The sequence below is a fragment of the Streptomyces sp. NPDC050388 genome (assembly GCF_040655635.1).
Taxonomy (GTDB): Bacteria; Actinomycetota; Actinomycetes; order Streptomycetales; family Streptomycetaceae; genus Streptomyces.
On sequence record NZ_JBFAKH010000007.1, the window covers coordinates 49,140 to 62,898 of the forward strand.

Annotated in this window: 13 protein-coding genes and 1 riboswitch; of the genes, 8 read left to right on the plus strand and 5 right to left on the minus strand. The window is 71.5% G+C overall.

The window, feature by feature from the left end; genetic code table 11:
- Positions 1 to 29: 29 nt before the first annotated feature.
- Both AB0I73_RS05750 and AB0I73_RS05755 read left to right on the plus strand, forming a co-directional pair.
- Positions 30 to 1,298, plus strand: a complete 1,269-nt coding sequence (locus AB0I73_RS05750) for an extracellular solute-binding protein (protein WP_363034286.1) — start codon at positions 30 to 32, stop codon at positions 1,296 to 1,298.
- 61 nt (positions 1,299 to 1,359) lie between these two features.
- Positions 1,360 to 1,593 (plus strand): DUF3263 domain-containing protein, encoded by a 234-nt coding sequence (locus tag AB0I73_RS05755; RefSeq protein WP_109379298.1) that lies wholly within the window; start codon positions 1,360 to 1,362, stop codon positions 1,591 to 1,593.
- A 74-nt stretch (positions 1,594 to 1,667) separates the two neighbouring features.
- Here the strand turns inward: AB0I73_RS05755 and otsB are convergent, their stop codons facing one another.
- The 3 genes from otsB to AB0I73_RS05770 all read right to left on the minus strand — a co-directional run bounded on the left by otsB (position 1,668) and on the right by AB0I73_RS05770 (position 5,143).
- Positions 1,668 to 2,573, minus strand: coding sequence for a trehalose-phosphatase (gene otsB, locus AB0I73_RS05760; protein WP_363034126.1), 906 nt, complete (start codon positions 2,571 to 2,573; stop codon positions 1,668 to 1,670).
- A gap of 73 nt (positions 2,574 to 2,646) precedes the next feature.
- Entirely contained in the window at positions 2,647 to 4,053 is a 1,407-nt protein-coding gene (locus AB0I73_RS05765) for a trehalose-6-phosphate synthase (RefSeq protein ID WP_363034128.1), read from the minus strand.
- 115 nt (positions 4,054 to 4,168) lie between these two features.
- Positions 4,169 to 5,143, minus strand: coding sequence for a glucosyl-3-phosphoglycerate synthase (locus tag AB0I73_RS05770; RefSeq protein ID WP_363034288.1), 975 nt, complete (start codon positions 5,141 to 5,143; stop codon positions 4,169 to 4,171).
- Between the two features lie 199 nt (positions 5,144 to 5,342).
- A riboswitch (SAM riboswitch) is annotated at positions 5,343 to 5,537 on the plus strand.
- Between the two features lie 18 nt (positions 5,538 to 5,555).
- On the opposite strand from AB0I73_RS05770, the gene thrC reads away from it, so the two are divergent.
- The 5 genes from thrC to AB0I73_RS05795 all read left to right on the plus strand — a co-directional run bounded on the left by thrC (position 5,556) and on the right by AB0I73_RS05795 (position 11,314).
- Positions 5,556 to 6,860 carry a threonine synthase gene (gene thrC, locus AB0I73_RS05775; RefSeq protein WP_363034130.1) on the plus strand — a complete coding sequence of 435 codons (1,305 nt, stop codon included), beginning with the start codon at positions 5,556 to 5,558 and terminating at the stop codon, positions 6,858 to 6,860.
- A 173-nt stretch (positions 6,861 to 7,033) separates the two neighbouring features.
- Positions 7,034 to 7,309, plus strand: coding sequence for a ubiquitin-like small modifier protein 1 (locus tag AB0I73_RS05780; RefSeq protein WP_363034132.1), 276 nt, complete (start codon positions 7,034 to 7,036; stop codon positions 7,307 to 7,309).
- 430 nt (positions 7,310 to 7,739) lie between these two features.
- Entirely contained in the window at positions 7,740 to 7,943 is a 204-nt protein-coding gene (locus AB0I73_RS05785; protein WP_004986573.1) for a cold-shock protein, read from the plus strand.
- 337 nt (positions 7,944 to 8,280) lie between these two features.
- Positions 8,281 to 9,903: a chaperonin GroEL gene (gene groL, locus AB0I73_RS05790; RefSeq protein ID WP_109379302.1), complete on the plus strand. Its 1,623-nt coding sequence runs from the start codon at positions 8,281 to 8,283 to the stop codon at positions 9,901 to 9,903.
- Positions 9,904 to 10,183: 280 nt separating this feature from the next.
- Positions 10,184 to 11,314 (plus strand): NADH:flavin oxidoreductase, encoded by a 1,131-nt coding sequence (locus tag AB0I73_RS05795; RefSeq protein ID WP_363034135.1) that lies wholly within the window; start codon positions 10,184 to 10,186, stop codon positions 11,312 to 11,314.
- Positions 11,315 to 11,331: 17 nt separating this feature from the next.
- Here AB0I73_RS05795 and AB0I73_RS05800 read toward each other — a convergent pair whose 3' ends face one another.
- Positions 11,332 to 11,901: a hypothetical protein gene (locus AB0I73_RS05800; protein ID WP_363034137.1), complete on the minus strand. Its 570-nt coding sequence runs from the start codon at positions 11,899 to 11,901 to the stop codon at positions 11,332 to 11,334.
- A 276-nt stretch (positions 11,902 to 12,177) separates the two neighbouring features.
- On the opposite strand from AB0I73_RS05800, the gene AB0I73_RS05805 reads away from it, so the two are divergent.
- The gene (locus AB0I73_RS05805; protein ID WP_363034139.1) at positions 12,178 to 12,726 is read left to right on the plus strand and encodes a hypothetical protein; all 549 of its coding nucleotides are present in this window, start codon (positions 12,178 to 12,180) and stop codon (positions 12,724 to 12,726) included.
- Here AB0I73_RS05805 and murQ read toward each other — a convergent pair.
- Positions 12,687 to 13,658 carry an N-acetylmuramic acid 6-phosphate etherase gene (gene murQ / locus AB0I73_RS05810; protein WP_363034141.1) on the minus strand — a complete coding sequence of 324 codons (972 nt, stop codon included), beginning with the start codon at positions 13,656 to 13,658 and terminating at the stop codon, positions 12,687 to 12,689. The two genes, AB0I73_RS05805 and murQ, sit on opposite strands and share 40 nt — an antisense overlap.
- Positions 13,659 to 13,759: the final 101 nt, after the last annotated feature.

Consider the following 13,759-nt stretch of genomic DNA (forward strand, 5'->3'; position numbering starts at 1 on the left):
CGCAGAGCGCCGGGTTGGGGAAAGAAGCAGTGCAGCGGCGGGGCTTGGCAAGGACGATCGCGGCGGTGTCCGCACTGGGGCTGACGGGAGTCCTCGGCGGATGCGGTGTCGGCGAAGGCTCCTCCGACGTGACGCTGAAACTGGTCGCCGCCGACTACGGCACCGGCGAGGCCGACAGCTCCGAGAAGTACTGGGCCGCCCTGACGAAGCAGTACGAGGCCGAGCACCCGGGCGTGAAGATCGACGTCAGCGTCCACTCCTGGAACGACGTCGACCGCGAGGTCAAGAAGATGGTCGACGCGGGCGACCCGCCGGACATGGCCCAGATCGGCGCCTACGCCGACTACGCCGCCGAAGGCCTGCTCTACAAGGCCGACGACGTGCTCTCCATCCCCGTCCAGGCCGACTTCGTCTCGCAGCTGGCCAACGCGGGCCAGGTCAACGGCGTGCAGTACGGCATGCCGTTCGCCTCCTCCACACGCGTGCTGTTCTACAACAAGACCCTGTTCGAGGAGGCCGGCCTCACCCCGCCGAAGACCTGGGACGACCTCGCCGCGAACGCCGAGGCGCTCAAGGCGGAGGGCGTGAAGTACCCCTACGCGCTGCCCCTCGGCCCGGAGGAGGCGCAGGCCGAGACCATGCAGTGGCTGCTCAGCGGCAAGGGCGGCTACATCGACTCCCTGGGTTCCTACAGCTTCGACTCCGTGGAGAACACCGCGACCGTCACCTGGCTGAAGGACGAGCTGGTCGGCAAGGGCCTGACCGGCCCGGTGGCGCCCGGCAAGCTCGACCGTGCCGAAGCGTTCGCCGCCTTCGCCGACGGCGACGTCGGCATGCTGAACGGCCACCCCTCGCTGATCGAGATGGCCGAGAAGAAGGGCGTGGAGTTCGGCACCGTGCCGACGCCGGGGATCGACGGCGAGAGCCGGGCCACGCTCGGGGTCGCCGACTGGATGATGGCCTTCAACAAGAACGGCCACGGCGACGAGATCGGCGAGTTCCTCGACTTCGTCTACAGCGAGGAGAACGTGCTCGACTTCTCCCGCGACTACAGCCTGCTGCCGGTCACCAGCTCCGCGTCCCGGGCGATGGAGGGGTCCGAGCGGGACAAGGACCTCAAGCCCTTCCTCGACGAGCTGGCCACCTCGGAGCTCTACCCGGTCGGCAACACCTCCTGGGCCGCGGTCAACGCGGCCATCAAGGAGCAGATCGGCAAGGCGGTCGCCCCGGGCGGCAGCCCCAAGGGCGTGCTGGGCGGCCTCCAGGCGACCGCGACGCGCGCGGAGAACTCACGCTAGGACTCTCTCCCGCAGCCCCTGCCGGCGACCGCGTGTCCGTGGCAGGGGCTACCGTCGGGGCATGGATGAGGAACGGCTGGCCCGGCGCGAGCAGGACATCATCGCGCTGGAGCGCCGCGGCTTCCTCGGCCCCGGCGTGAAGGAACGGGCGATACGCGAGGAGCTGGGCCTGCCCCCGGTGCGCTACTACCAGCTCCTCAACGCCCTGCTCGACGACCCCCGCGCCCTGGCCCACGACCCGGTCACGGTGAACCGGCTCAGACGCATCCGCGAGTCCCGCCGCACGGAACGCTGAACGCGGCCGACCGGGGCACCGGAACGGCACGGGGGCCGGGACGCCGGGGGACGCGCCCGTGGGGGCGGGGCGGGTCAGGCGGCGCGCAGGGACGACGCCAGCGCCCGGAGCAGGCGTACGACTCCGGCGGGGCCGTCGACCACCAGGTCCGCGCGTTCCCTCAGCTCCGGGACCTCGTCGCTGCCGCTGCACACCAGCAGGCCGGGGACGCCGTCGGCGCGGAGCTCCTCGACGGCGGCGTAGGCGGGAAGGTCACCCAGGTCGTCCCCCGCGTAGAGGACGGACCCGGCGCCGATCTCACGGGCGTACTCCAGCAGGGCCACGCCCTTGTCCGTCCCCGGCGGACGCAGCTCCAGGACCATGCGGCCGGGCTCCACGACCAGGCCGTGCCGGGCCGCCAGATCGGACAGCGGCCCGCGCAGCGCCTCGAACGCGGCCTGGGGGTCGGCGGCCCTGCGGGTGTGGACGGCCACCGCGCGGCCCTTCTCCTCGGTCCGGACGCCCTGGCCGGCACCGACCCGGTCGAGCAGCCCCGGCAGTTCCGCGCGGACGCCGGCGACACCGGGGTGCGGGGCGGGCGCGGTGATGTCGCCGGTGGCGGCGTCCCAGCGTTCGGCGCCGTAGTGGCCGAGGACGACCAGGCGCTCCAGACCGGGGACGCCCGCGAAGCCGCCGTGGCGCACCGCGACCTCGGGCGGCCGGCCCGTGATCACCGCCACGGAGGCCACCTCCGGGGCGAGCGCGGTGAGCGCGGGCACCGCCTCCGGGTGGGCGCGGGCCTGCTCCGGGTCGGGCACGATCGGCGAGAGCGTGCCGTCGAAGTCGAGGCCGATCAGCGCCCTCCCCGGCCGCGCGAGCAACGCGTCGAGCCCCTCCCGCCCGGCCCGCGTGGCGGGCGTCGGCAGGGGCTCCGCGGCGGCCGGGCCGACGGTGTCGGAGTGCGTGGCATTCGGGTCCGTGGAATCCGTGTGACTGCCCATACCGCCAACCTATCCACGCCCACCCCGCCGCACGCCACCCCGACCGGCCGTCCAGGGCCGGTCCCCGCCGGGCCTACGACTCCTCGCGGAGGGCGTTCAGCTGGTCCAGGAACCACTGTTCCGGTGGCAGCGCGGTCGCCGCCGCGGTCAGGCGCTTGGCGGCTTCGGCCCGTTCCGCCGGGCCCATCGTGAGGCCCTCGTGCAGGGCGCGCGCCGTGTCGACCACGTCGTACGGGTTGACGGTGATCGCGTCCTCGCCCAGCTCCTCGTGCGCACCCGCCTCCCGGGACAGCACCAGCGCACAGCCCCCCTCGGCGAGGATCGGGATCTCCTTGGCGACCAGGTTCATACCGTCCCGGATGGGGTTGACCAGCGCCACGTCGGCCAGCCGGTACGCGGCCAGCGAGCGCGCGAAGTCGTCCCTGACGTGCAGCACGACCGGACGCCAGCCGGGTGTCCCGTACCGCTCGTTGATCTCCTCGGCGACCCGCCCCACCTCGGCGGTGTAGTCGCGGTACACGGCGAGGTCCTGCCGGGACGGGTAGGCGAAGGCGAGGTGCACCACCCGTTCGCGCCACTCGGGGTGGTCCTCGAGGAGCTGCCGGTACGCCAGCAGACCGCGCACGATGTTCTTCGACAGCTCGGTCCGGTCGACCCGGACGACCGTCCGCCGCGGGGTGCCGTCGGGAGCCGTGCCGATCTCCTTGCGCAGCACGCCGAGCCGCTCCTCGACGTCCGCCTCCCGCGCGCGCCCGCGCAGGAAGTCCGCGTCGGCGCCCAGCCCGTGCACGCCGATCCGGGTGTCGCCGAGCCCGCCCGCGAACCGCTCGCAGCACGCGGTGAACGCGTCCGCCCAGCGGTGGGTGAGGAAGCCGAGCCGGTCCGCGCCCAGCATCCCGCGCAGCACCTGCCCGGCGATGTCGTCGGGCAGCATCCCGAAGTACTCCGGCGGCGCCCACGGCGTGTGCGAGAAGTGGCCGATGTGCAGGTCGGGGCGGAGCTCCCGGAGCAGTCCCGGGACCAGCGTCAGGTGGTAGTCCTGCACCACCACCGCGGCCCCCTGCGCCGCCTCCTCGGCCAGCGCCTCGGCGAAGGCCCGGTTGTAGGCCTCGTAGGAGGCCCACTGCCGCCGGAACTCCGCGTCGAAGACGGGCTCCACCGGCGTCTGGTACAGCATGTGGTGCACGAACCACAGCACCGAGTTGGCGATGCCGTTGTACGCGTCGGCGTGCACGTCCGCCGGGATGTCCAGCATCCGTACGCCGTCCTCGCCGACCCCGCGCCGCACGGCCTCGCGGTCGCCGTCGGACAGCGCCGAGCACACCCACAGCGACCCCGCGTCCGGCCCGATCGCCGACAGCCCGGACACCAGCCCGCCGCCACCGCGACTGGCCCGCAGCGAACCGTCCTCCTCCACCGTGTACGAAACGGGGCCGCGGTTCGACGCGACCAGCACCCGAGCACCCTGCATGGAAGCCATACGCCTGAACCTAGCCCGCCTCCGAAACGCTCAAACGTAACGGATCAGCCGTATACGGCTCGGTTGTCACCCGTTCCGGCGTCCGGGCGTTCCGGCCGGGGCGTGCCCGTCGTGCTCAGGCCACCCGGCGGGACCGGTACTCGGCCATCTCCGCCATCGGGGGGCGTTCCTCCGTGTCCACCGAGTAGGTGCGGGGCTCGAAGGTGCCCCCGATCCGTTCGAACTGGGTGAGCGCGGGGCGGATCAGGTGGCCGCGGGCCAGGCGCAGCTGGGCGGTGCGGTAGATCGCGGCGGCCATACGGCCGAGGGCCTGGCCGTCCTGGTGGCGGTGGAGGCGGACGCCGACGTCGACCTGGGCGAGGGCGTCCAGCCCCACCAGGTGCAGGGCGTCGACCAGCATGCCCAGCTCCACGCCGTAGCCGACGGGGAAGGGCAGCTGTTCCAGGAGCGAGCGCCGGGCCGCGTACTCGCCGCCGAGCGGCTGGACGAAGCCGGCCAGCTGCGGCCAGTGCATGTTGAGCAGCGGGCGCGCCATCAGCTCCGTGACCCTGCCGCCCTGACCGGCCGTGGCGGCGGTGTCGGGGGCGCTCCCGTCGGACAGCGTGAAGGGGCGGTCGTACATCGCCTTCACCAGGTGGACGTCCGGCTCGGTGAGCAGCGGGCCGACGATGCCGGAGACGAAGTCGGCGGAGAACCCCCTGAGGTCCGCGTCGACGAAGCAGACGATGTCCCCCCGGGTGACGAGCAGGGAGCGCCACAGCACCTCGCCCTTGCCGGGCACGGCGGGGAGGCGGGGCAGGATCGTGTCCCGGTGCACCACCGTCGCGCCCGCCGCCGCGGCCACCTCGGACGTGCGGTCGGTCGAGCCGGAGTCCACGACCACGATCTCGTCGACCAGCGGGGTCCGGAGCATCAGCTCGTGCCGGACGACCCTGACGATGTCACCGACCGTCGCCTCCTCGTTGAGCGCGGGCAGTACCACGCTCACCGTCCGGCCCGTGGCGCGCTTCGCGGCCAGGACGCGGTGCAGCGGGCGGTCGGCCACGGACCAGGAGCGGTCGGCCAGCCAGCGCTCGACTTCTTCCAGCACGGTCTGCGGCTCCTCACCTCTGTGATCCATACACCTGGCACCTGTTGATCCATCTCGCGGTTCGGACGCGCCCTCTCCGTCGTCCTGGCCGTCGGTTACAGTCTTGAACAACGCGGACGCCCCTTGCACACCGGGGGTCACGACCCTCCTCGCGTCCGCGGCGCACGATCGCACCACCGCATGACACACAATCGAATACAGCTCATCCAGAGGGGCAGAGGGACACGGCCCGATGAAGCCCCGGCAACCCTCCAGCCGGTTCTCGTGGATCACCGTCGATCGACGATCACAGCGGAACACCGAACGCTGATCGCCGATCGTCCACGCGAGGCTCCCGGCTAGGGAAGGTGCCAAATCCGTCTCACGGCGAAACACGTCGTGAGGAAGATGAGGAGAAAGGGCCTCGCCTCACATGGCTGTGCAGACTGTCGCAAGCACCACCGTATCCGCCGCCGGATCCGCCGAGCCCTCCGTCGATCTCGGTCCCGCCACCGCGCTGTCCTGCCGCGAGTGCGGCCACCGCGTCCCCCTCGGCCCCGTCTTCGCGTGCGAGGAGTGTTTCGGCCCGCTGGAGATCGCCTACGACTTCTCGGCCTACGACACCGAGGAACTCCGCCGGCGCATCGAGGCGGGCCCCGCGAACATCTGGCGCTACGCGCCCCTGCTGCCCGTCCCCGCCGACGTGGCGACCAGGCCGAACATCAACCCCGGCTGGACCCAGCTCGTCCAGGCCGACAACCTGGCCCGCGAACTCGGCGTCACCGGCGGCCTGTTCGTGAAGGACGACTCCGGCAACCCGACCCACTCCTTCAAGGACCGGGTCGTGGCCCAGGCCCTGGAGGCCGCCCGCGCCTTCGGCTTCACCACCCTGTCCTGCTCCTCCACGGGCAACCTCGCCGGTGCCGTCGGCGCCGCCGCCGCCCGCGCCGGCCTGCGCTCCTGCGTGTTCATCCCGCACGACCTGGAGCAGGGCAAGGTCGTCATGGCCGCCGTCTACGGCGGTGAACTCGTCGGCATCGAGGGCAACTACGACGACGTGAACCGCTTCTGCTCCGAGCTGATCGGCGACCCGGCCGGCGAGGGCTGGGGCTTCGTCAACGTCAACCTGCGGCCGTACTACGCCGAGGGCTCCAAGACCCTCGCGTACGAGATCTGCGAGCAGCTCGGCTGGCGGCTGCCCGACCAGATCGTCGTCCCCATAGCCTCCGGCTCACAGCTCACGAAGATCGACAAGGGGCTGCAGGAGCTGATCCGGCTCGGCCTCGTCGAGGACAAGCCGTACAGGATCTTCGGCGCGCAGGCCGAGGGCTGCTCGCCGGTGTCGACCGCGTACAAGGCGGGCCACGACGTCGTCCGGCCGCAGAAGCCGAAGACCATCGCCAAGTCGCTCGCCATCGGCAACCCGGCCGACGGCCCGTACGTCCTGGACATCGCGCGCCGCACCGGCGGCGCGGTGGAGGACGTGACGGACGAGCAGGTCGTGGAGGCCATCCGGCTGCTCGCCCGGACCGAGGGCATCTTCGCCGAGACCGCGGGCGGTGTGACCGTCGGCGTCACGAAGAAGCTGATCGAGAACGGCGTCCTGGACCCGTCCCTGACCACCGTCGTGCTCAACACCGGCGACGGTCTCAAGACGCTGGACGCGGTGGCCGACACCGGCCTGACCGCGACCATCCGTCCCAACCTCGAGTCGTTCCGAGAGGCCGGTCTCGCCTGACCCCCTCGCCGGTCCCGAGGAGGCCGGCGGTCACCCGCCGGGCGTCCTGCTTCACGGCCGGTCGTCCCCGGGACGTCCCCGAGTCGAGGTCTTCCACCGGCTCCGCGGGCCGACACCGTCGGCCCGGTGGCCGACACGCAAAGTATTCCCACCGTCACTGGAGGTCAAGTCGCATGAGCGTGACCGTTCGCATCCCGACCATCCTGCGCACCTACACCGGCGGCAGGGCCGAGGTGAACGCCGAGGGGGCGACCCTCGGCGACGTCATCGCCGACCTGGAGAAGAACCACACCGGGATCTCCGCCCGGGTCCTGGACGACCAGGGCAAGCTGCGCCGTTTCGTCAACGTCTACGTCAACGACGACGACGTCCGCTTCGAGCAGGGTCTGGAGACGGTGACCCCGGACGGTGCCGGTGTGTCGATCATCCCGGCCGTCGCCGGCGGTTGATCATTACCCTCGGTAAATAATCTTACCGAGTGTTTACCAGGCTGCCCCCTCCGTGAGAGAAGCGGAGGGGGCAATTCCATGGGGTTGAGCACGGTAGGGTTGGGGAACACGGTCCCGACTCCCCGTTCTGGAACCGTCAATTCCTGCCGCGCACCCGACTGGATACAGCCAAAGTCTGGGCCACTTCTGCGGCATTTGCGCGCTTTGCCCGGCCTGACTTGCCCTGAAATCAGGTGAATTCCCGTCATATTCCGGACCGGTGCCGTCCAGATTTCTCGTCCGATTGACCTGTTGCAGAGGGCAGTTGGACGGATACATTCGGCCGCGGTCGACGCGTTCCGGCGCACGCCCCCGATCGTCGGGGGGTGAGGTCTGACCCGGATCCGCGAAGTGTGGATCTGTGCAAGGGCCAGTAATAGGGGAGTTAGGCATGGCTCAGGGCACCGTCAAGTGGTTCAACGCGGAGAAGGGGTACGGCTTCATCGCGGTCGACGGTGGTGCGGATGTTTTCGTCCACTACAGCGCGATCCAGATGGACGGCTACCGCACCCTTGAAGAGGGTCAGCGGGTCGAGTTCGAGATCTCGCAGGGCCAGAAGGGCCCGCAGGCCGACATGGTTCGCGTCACCGCCTGAACGCGCTACCAACCGCAAGAATTTCCTGCTGGCGAAGGGTCCGCACCCCCGGGGTGCGGACCCTTCGTCGTGCCGGGGCCCGGGTGGCGACCGGTGCCCGGGGGTGTTCGCGCGCGGCTGACTCGTCCGGCGATCCCCCGGGGGGCGCTTGCACTCGCATGGGTCGAGTGCTAATCATTGGCGTTAGCACTCTGAAGGTGAGAGTGACAACGTAAGGACCGGGTCGGTGAGGCCCGCAGGCCGGTGGGGCAAGGAACCACCGGTTCTGTGAGCCGTCCGTCGCGGGCGCGGGCGCGGTCCGAAGTAATCACCCCCAGTCCTGGAGGGACCACTTCACATGGCCAAGATCATCGCGTTCGACGAGGAGGCGCGGCGCGGCCTCGAGCGCGGCATGAACCAGCTCGCGGACGCCGTCAAGGTGACGCTCGGCCCCAAGGGCCGCAACGTCGTCCTCGAGAAGAAGTGGGGCGCCCCCACGATCACCAACGACGGTGTGTCCATCGCCAAGGAGATCGAGCTCGAGGACCCGTACGAGAAGATCGGCGCCGAGCTGGTCAAGGAAGTCGCCAAGAAGACGGACGACGTCGCCGGTGACGGTACGACCACCGCGACCGTCCTCGCCCAGGCCCTGGTCAAGGAGGGCCTGCGCAACGTAGCCGCCGGCGCCAACCCGATGGCCCTCAAGCGCGGTATCGAGAAGGCCGTCGAGGCCGTCTCCGGTGCCCTGCTGGAGCAGGCGAAGGACGTCGAGACCAAGGAGCAGATCGCCTCCACGGCCTCCATCTCCGCCGCCGACACCCAGATCGGCGAGCTCATCGCCGAGGCCATGGACAAGGTCGGCAAGGAAGGCGTCATCACCGTCGAGGAGTCCCAGACCTTCGGTCTGGAGCTGGAGCTCACCGAGGGTATGCGCTTCGACAAGGGCTACATCTCGGCGTACTTCGCCACCGACATGGAGCGTATGGAGGCGTCGCTCGACGACCCGTACATCCTGATCGCCAACTCCAAGATCGGCAACGTCAAGGACCTGCTGCCGCTCCTGGAGAAGGTCATGCAGTCGGGCAAGCCGCTGCTGATCATCGCCGAGGACGTCGAGGGCGAGGCCCTGTCGACCCTGGTCGTCAACAAGATCCGCGGCACCTTCAAGTCCGTCGCCGTCAAGGCCCCGGGCTTCGGCGACCGCCGCAAGGCGATGCTCAACGACATCGCCATCCTCACGGGCGGCGAGGTCATCTCCGAGGAGGTCGGCCTCAAGCTGGAGAACACCAGCCTCGACCTGCTCGGCAAGGCCCGCAAGGTCGTCATCACCAAGGACGAGACCACCATCGTCGACGGTGCCGGCTCCTCGGAGCAGGTCCAGGGCCGCGTGAACCAGATCCGCGCCGAGATCGAGAACAGCGACTCGGACTACGACCGCGAGAAGCTGCAGGAGCGCCTGGCGAAGCTCGCCGGCGGTGTCGCGGTCATCAAGGCCGGTGCCGCCACCGAGGTCGAGCTCAAGGAGCGCAAGCACCGCATCGAGGACGCCGTTCGCAACGCGAAGGCGGCCGTCGAGGAGGGCATCGTCGCCGGTGGTGGCGTGGCCCTGCTCCAGGCCTCCCAGGTGTTCGAGAAGCTGGAGCTCGAGGGTGACGAGGCGACCGGCGCCAACGCCGTGAAGCTCGCGCTCGAGGCCCCGCTGAAGCAGATCGCCGTCAACGCCGGCCTTGAGGGCGGCGTCGTGGTGGAGAAGGTGCGCAACCTGACCCCGGGTCACGGCCTGAACGCCGCGACCGGCGACTACGTCGACCTGGTCAAGGAAGGCATCATCGACCCGGCCAAGGTGACGCGCTCCGCGCTGCAGAACGCCGCGTCGATCGCCGCGCTGTTCCTCACCACCGAGGCCGTCATCGCCGACAAGCCGGAGAAGGCCGCCGCGGCCGCTCCGGGCGGCATGCCGGGCGGTGACATGGACTTCTGAGCCTGACTCACCTCAGGTTCGGACCCGGTCCGTCAGTGCCGAGGGCGGCACCCCCTGTTTCCGACAGGGGGTGCCGCCCTCGGGCGTTTCCGGGTTCCCGTGTTCCCGTGTTCCTCGTGCGCGGGACCGGTCCGGCGCAGGGCTTCGGCGCGGGTGTGGTCGGGGTCACAGGCGGGTGTGCCGGTGGGTGGAATGCCCTTCGGGGTTTGGGGGTTGGGGGGGGGAGTGCGATCGATGCACGCGCACATACCGACTGGTACATCCCATGAGGAGCCCCCACATGACCGTCACCGCCTCCACCACCGCCGCCCGGGCCGCGGAGATCCTGTCCCGCCCGGTCTCCATCAACGGCCTCACCGTGCCGAACCGCATCGCGATGGCGCCGATGACCCGGATGTTCTCGCCGGGCGGTGTGCCCGGTGAGGACGTGGTGTCGTACTACGCCCGGCGGGCCGCCGCCGGTGTCGGACTGATCGTCACCGAGGGCACCTACGTGGGGCACGAGTCGGCCGGGCTGAGCGACCGGGTGCCGCGGTTCCACGGCGAGGAGCAGCTGGCCGGCTGGACGAAGGTCGCCGAGGCGGTGCACGCGGCGGGCGGCACGATCGTGCCGCAGCTGTGGCACATCGGGATGGTCCGCAAGCAGGGGCAGGCGCCGTATCCGCAGGCCCCGGCGGTCGGCCCGTCCGGCGTGCGCACCGACGGCACCGAGGGCACCGGCAAGGCCATGACGCAGGCCGACATCGACGCGGTGGTCGAGGCGTTCGCGCAGGCCGCGGCGGACGCCGAGCGCATCGGCTTCGACGGCGTGGAGCTGCACGGCGCCCACGGCTACCTGATCGACCAGTTCCTGTGGGCGGGCACCAACCGCCGTACCGACGCCTACGGCGGCGACCCGGTGGCGCGGGCGAGGTTCGCGACGGAGATCGTCGCTGCGGTCCGCGAGCGGGTCTCGCCCGGGTTCCCGGTCCTCTTCCGGTACTCCCAGTGGAAGCAGGACGCCTACGACTCCCGCCTCGCCGAGACCCCCGAGGAGCTCGAGGCGATCCTCACCCCGCTCGCGGCGGCCGGTGTCGACGCCTTCCACGCCTCCACCCGCCGCTACTGGCTCCCCGAGTTCGAGGGCTCGGAGCTGAACCTGGCCGGCTGGACGAAGAAGCTGACCGGCAGGCCCGCCATCACGGTCGGTTCGGTCGGCCTGAACGGGGACTTCCAGGACGCGTTCCGGGGGAAGGGCGCCGAACTGGGCAGCCTCGACAACCTGCTCGACCGGCTGGAGCGCGACGAGTTCGACCTCGTCGCCGTGGGACGTGCGGTGCTCCAGGACCCGGACTGGGCGGCGAAGGTCCTCGGCGGGCGCTTCGACGAGCTCGAGCCGTACGACGCGGCGTCGCTGCAGACACTGAGCTGAGCCGCGGGCCCCGTCGGCTACGGGCCGCCCAACGGCTCGATGCCGGCCCGGACCGGCACCCCCCACACGCGCAGCACCTCGTAGTCGGTGAACTCGTGCACCACCCGGTACGCCATGGCGGGCCGGGGCCCGCGCCGCTGCGCCGCGATGTACAGCTCGGCCTCACGCCGGTCCCGGCGCGGGGTGCCGCACAGCTGCCACGCCTGGCCGTTCCACAGCTCCGGCAGCCAGCGCTGCTGCGGCTGGGGGCGGTCGCCGTGCATCCCGTACCGGGACGGGACGGGTTCGGTGGGCGGGTGGTGGGGCGCCGGTCCGTTGAACTCGGCGCGGCGGGCGGTCCGGCGCCGGGTCTCGCACAGCAGGCACAGGTCGGGGGCGCTCTCGTCGACCGGCCCGGTCGGGTGCTCGGGGCAGCGGGTGCTGGGCGCGGCCGTCTCGACGCTCTCCTCCAGCCGGTCCAGCGCGCGTTTCAGGTCGGCCCGCACCTCGTGCAGCTTGGCGTCCGGCGTGTCGGCGGCCAGCGCCTCGCCGTGCTCGCCGAGGACGCGCAGGGCGCGACCCAGGGCGGTGAGCTGCGCGTGGTTCATGTGCTTCGTCTCCGTGTGGGGGTGGGGCCAGTATCCCAGTGTTCACCGGGGATGGTCGCCGTCTCGCGGAGCGGTCGCTCCGGGCGGTTCGCGGCCTGGACGAACCGCGGGGCGGTGTGGATCCAGCCGTCCGCCGCGTACGCGTTCCGGCATCCGATGAGCTGGGACATTGCCGGGATCCGGCATGTCGAACGCCTGTGGCGCCCGCTTACCATGCCCGAACACATCCGATGTCGGCACTGGCCGGGACGGATGTCCGGCGAGAGGAGTGGCGCGATGTTCTTGGTGGCCTGGGGCGTGTTCGCGACCGCCTTCGGCTGGATCGTCGCGACGGATTTCCGGGGGGCGGCCCGCCGCTTCCACGCGATGTCCCGCGCGGCCACGCCGTTCGGCGGCGCCGGCTCGTCGGTCATGGGCGTCGGCTTCGTGCGCGCCGTGGCGGGGGTGTTCGGCCTGATCGGTCCGTTCGTCCTGGGTGCAGGGCTCCTGGAACTGTGGCGTGGTGAGGCGGGGCTGGACGGGCTGCCCCCGGTGCCCGCCTGGTTCGTCGTGTGTCAGGCGCTGGTCGCCGGTGTCGGTCTGTGGACGATGTGGCGGCGTTCCGGCATGCTGCGCCGTGAGTGGGACGCCGGCACCGGGTTGCGGCGTGCTGCCGTCGTCGTTCTCACGGCGTCGTTCGTCGCGTTCCTCGTGACGCTGGGCCTCGGCCAGGGCGGATGGGCGGTGGTGAGCTGGCTGGTCGGCGGCCTGTGCGGCCTCACCCTGCTCCTGGGCCGTCGAACCGATCAGCCCTCCGCCGCCGGTCCGGCCCCCGCGGATCCCTGACCGCCCGCCTTCGCCAGCGCCGCGCGCAGGTGGCCGTCGGCCTCGGTCAGCAGGCGGGCGGCCGTCGGGCCGTCCACGTCGGCGAGCAGGACCAGGATGGCGTGCTTGACCTCGCCGTCCGTGGCGGCCAGGGCGCGTTCGATCTCGGCGTCCGCCGCGCCGGTGGCGAGGGCGACGATGCGGCGGGAGCGGGCGCGCAGCTTCTCGTTGGAGGCGCGGACGTCGACCATCAGGTTCCCGTACGTCTTGCCCAGCCGGATCATCGTGATCGTCGAGATCATGTTGAGGACGAGTTTCTGGGCGGTGCCGGCCTTGAGGCGGGTGGAGCCGGTGAGGAGTTCCGGGCCGACGACCACCTCGACGCCGTGCTCGGCCGCCGCGGCGAGCGGGCTGCCCGGGTTGCAGGCGAGGCCCACGGTCAGCGCACCCCGCGCGCGGGCGTGGGTGACGGCGCCGACGGCGTACGGGGTGCGCCCGGAGGCGGAGACCCCGACCACCGAGTCGTCGGGGGTCAGCCCCAGTGCGGCCAGGTCGGACGCGGCCAGCTCCGCCGAGTCCTCGGCGCCCTCGACCGAGGTCACCACGGCGCCGGGGCCGCCCGCGATCAGGCCGACGACCCTGGCGGGGTCGGTGTTGAAGGTCGGCGGGCACTCGGAGGCGTCCAGGATGCCGAGCCGGCCGGCGGTGCCCGCGCCCGCGTAGACCAGTCGGCCGCCCCGGGCCATCCGGTCGGCGACGGCGTCGATCGCGGCGGCGATCCGCGGCAGCTGCTCGGCCACGGCACCGGCCACGGTGGCGTCCTCGCCGTTCATCAGCCGGGCGATGTCGAGGGTGGGAAGCCGGTCGACGTCCGCCAGCTCCGGACGGAACGCCTCGGTGGTCAGGGTCTCCAACTCGGCGCGGAGACCACGGGGTTCGGACGTGTGGGTCATGGAACGGTTCTCTCCGGTGGTCTGTGTCCGGTGGTCTGTGTGCGGTGGCTGTGTCCGGTGTCTCCGGCCGGTGCCGGAACCGCGGCGGGGCGTGCTCGGCC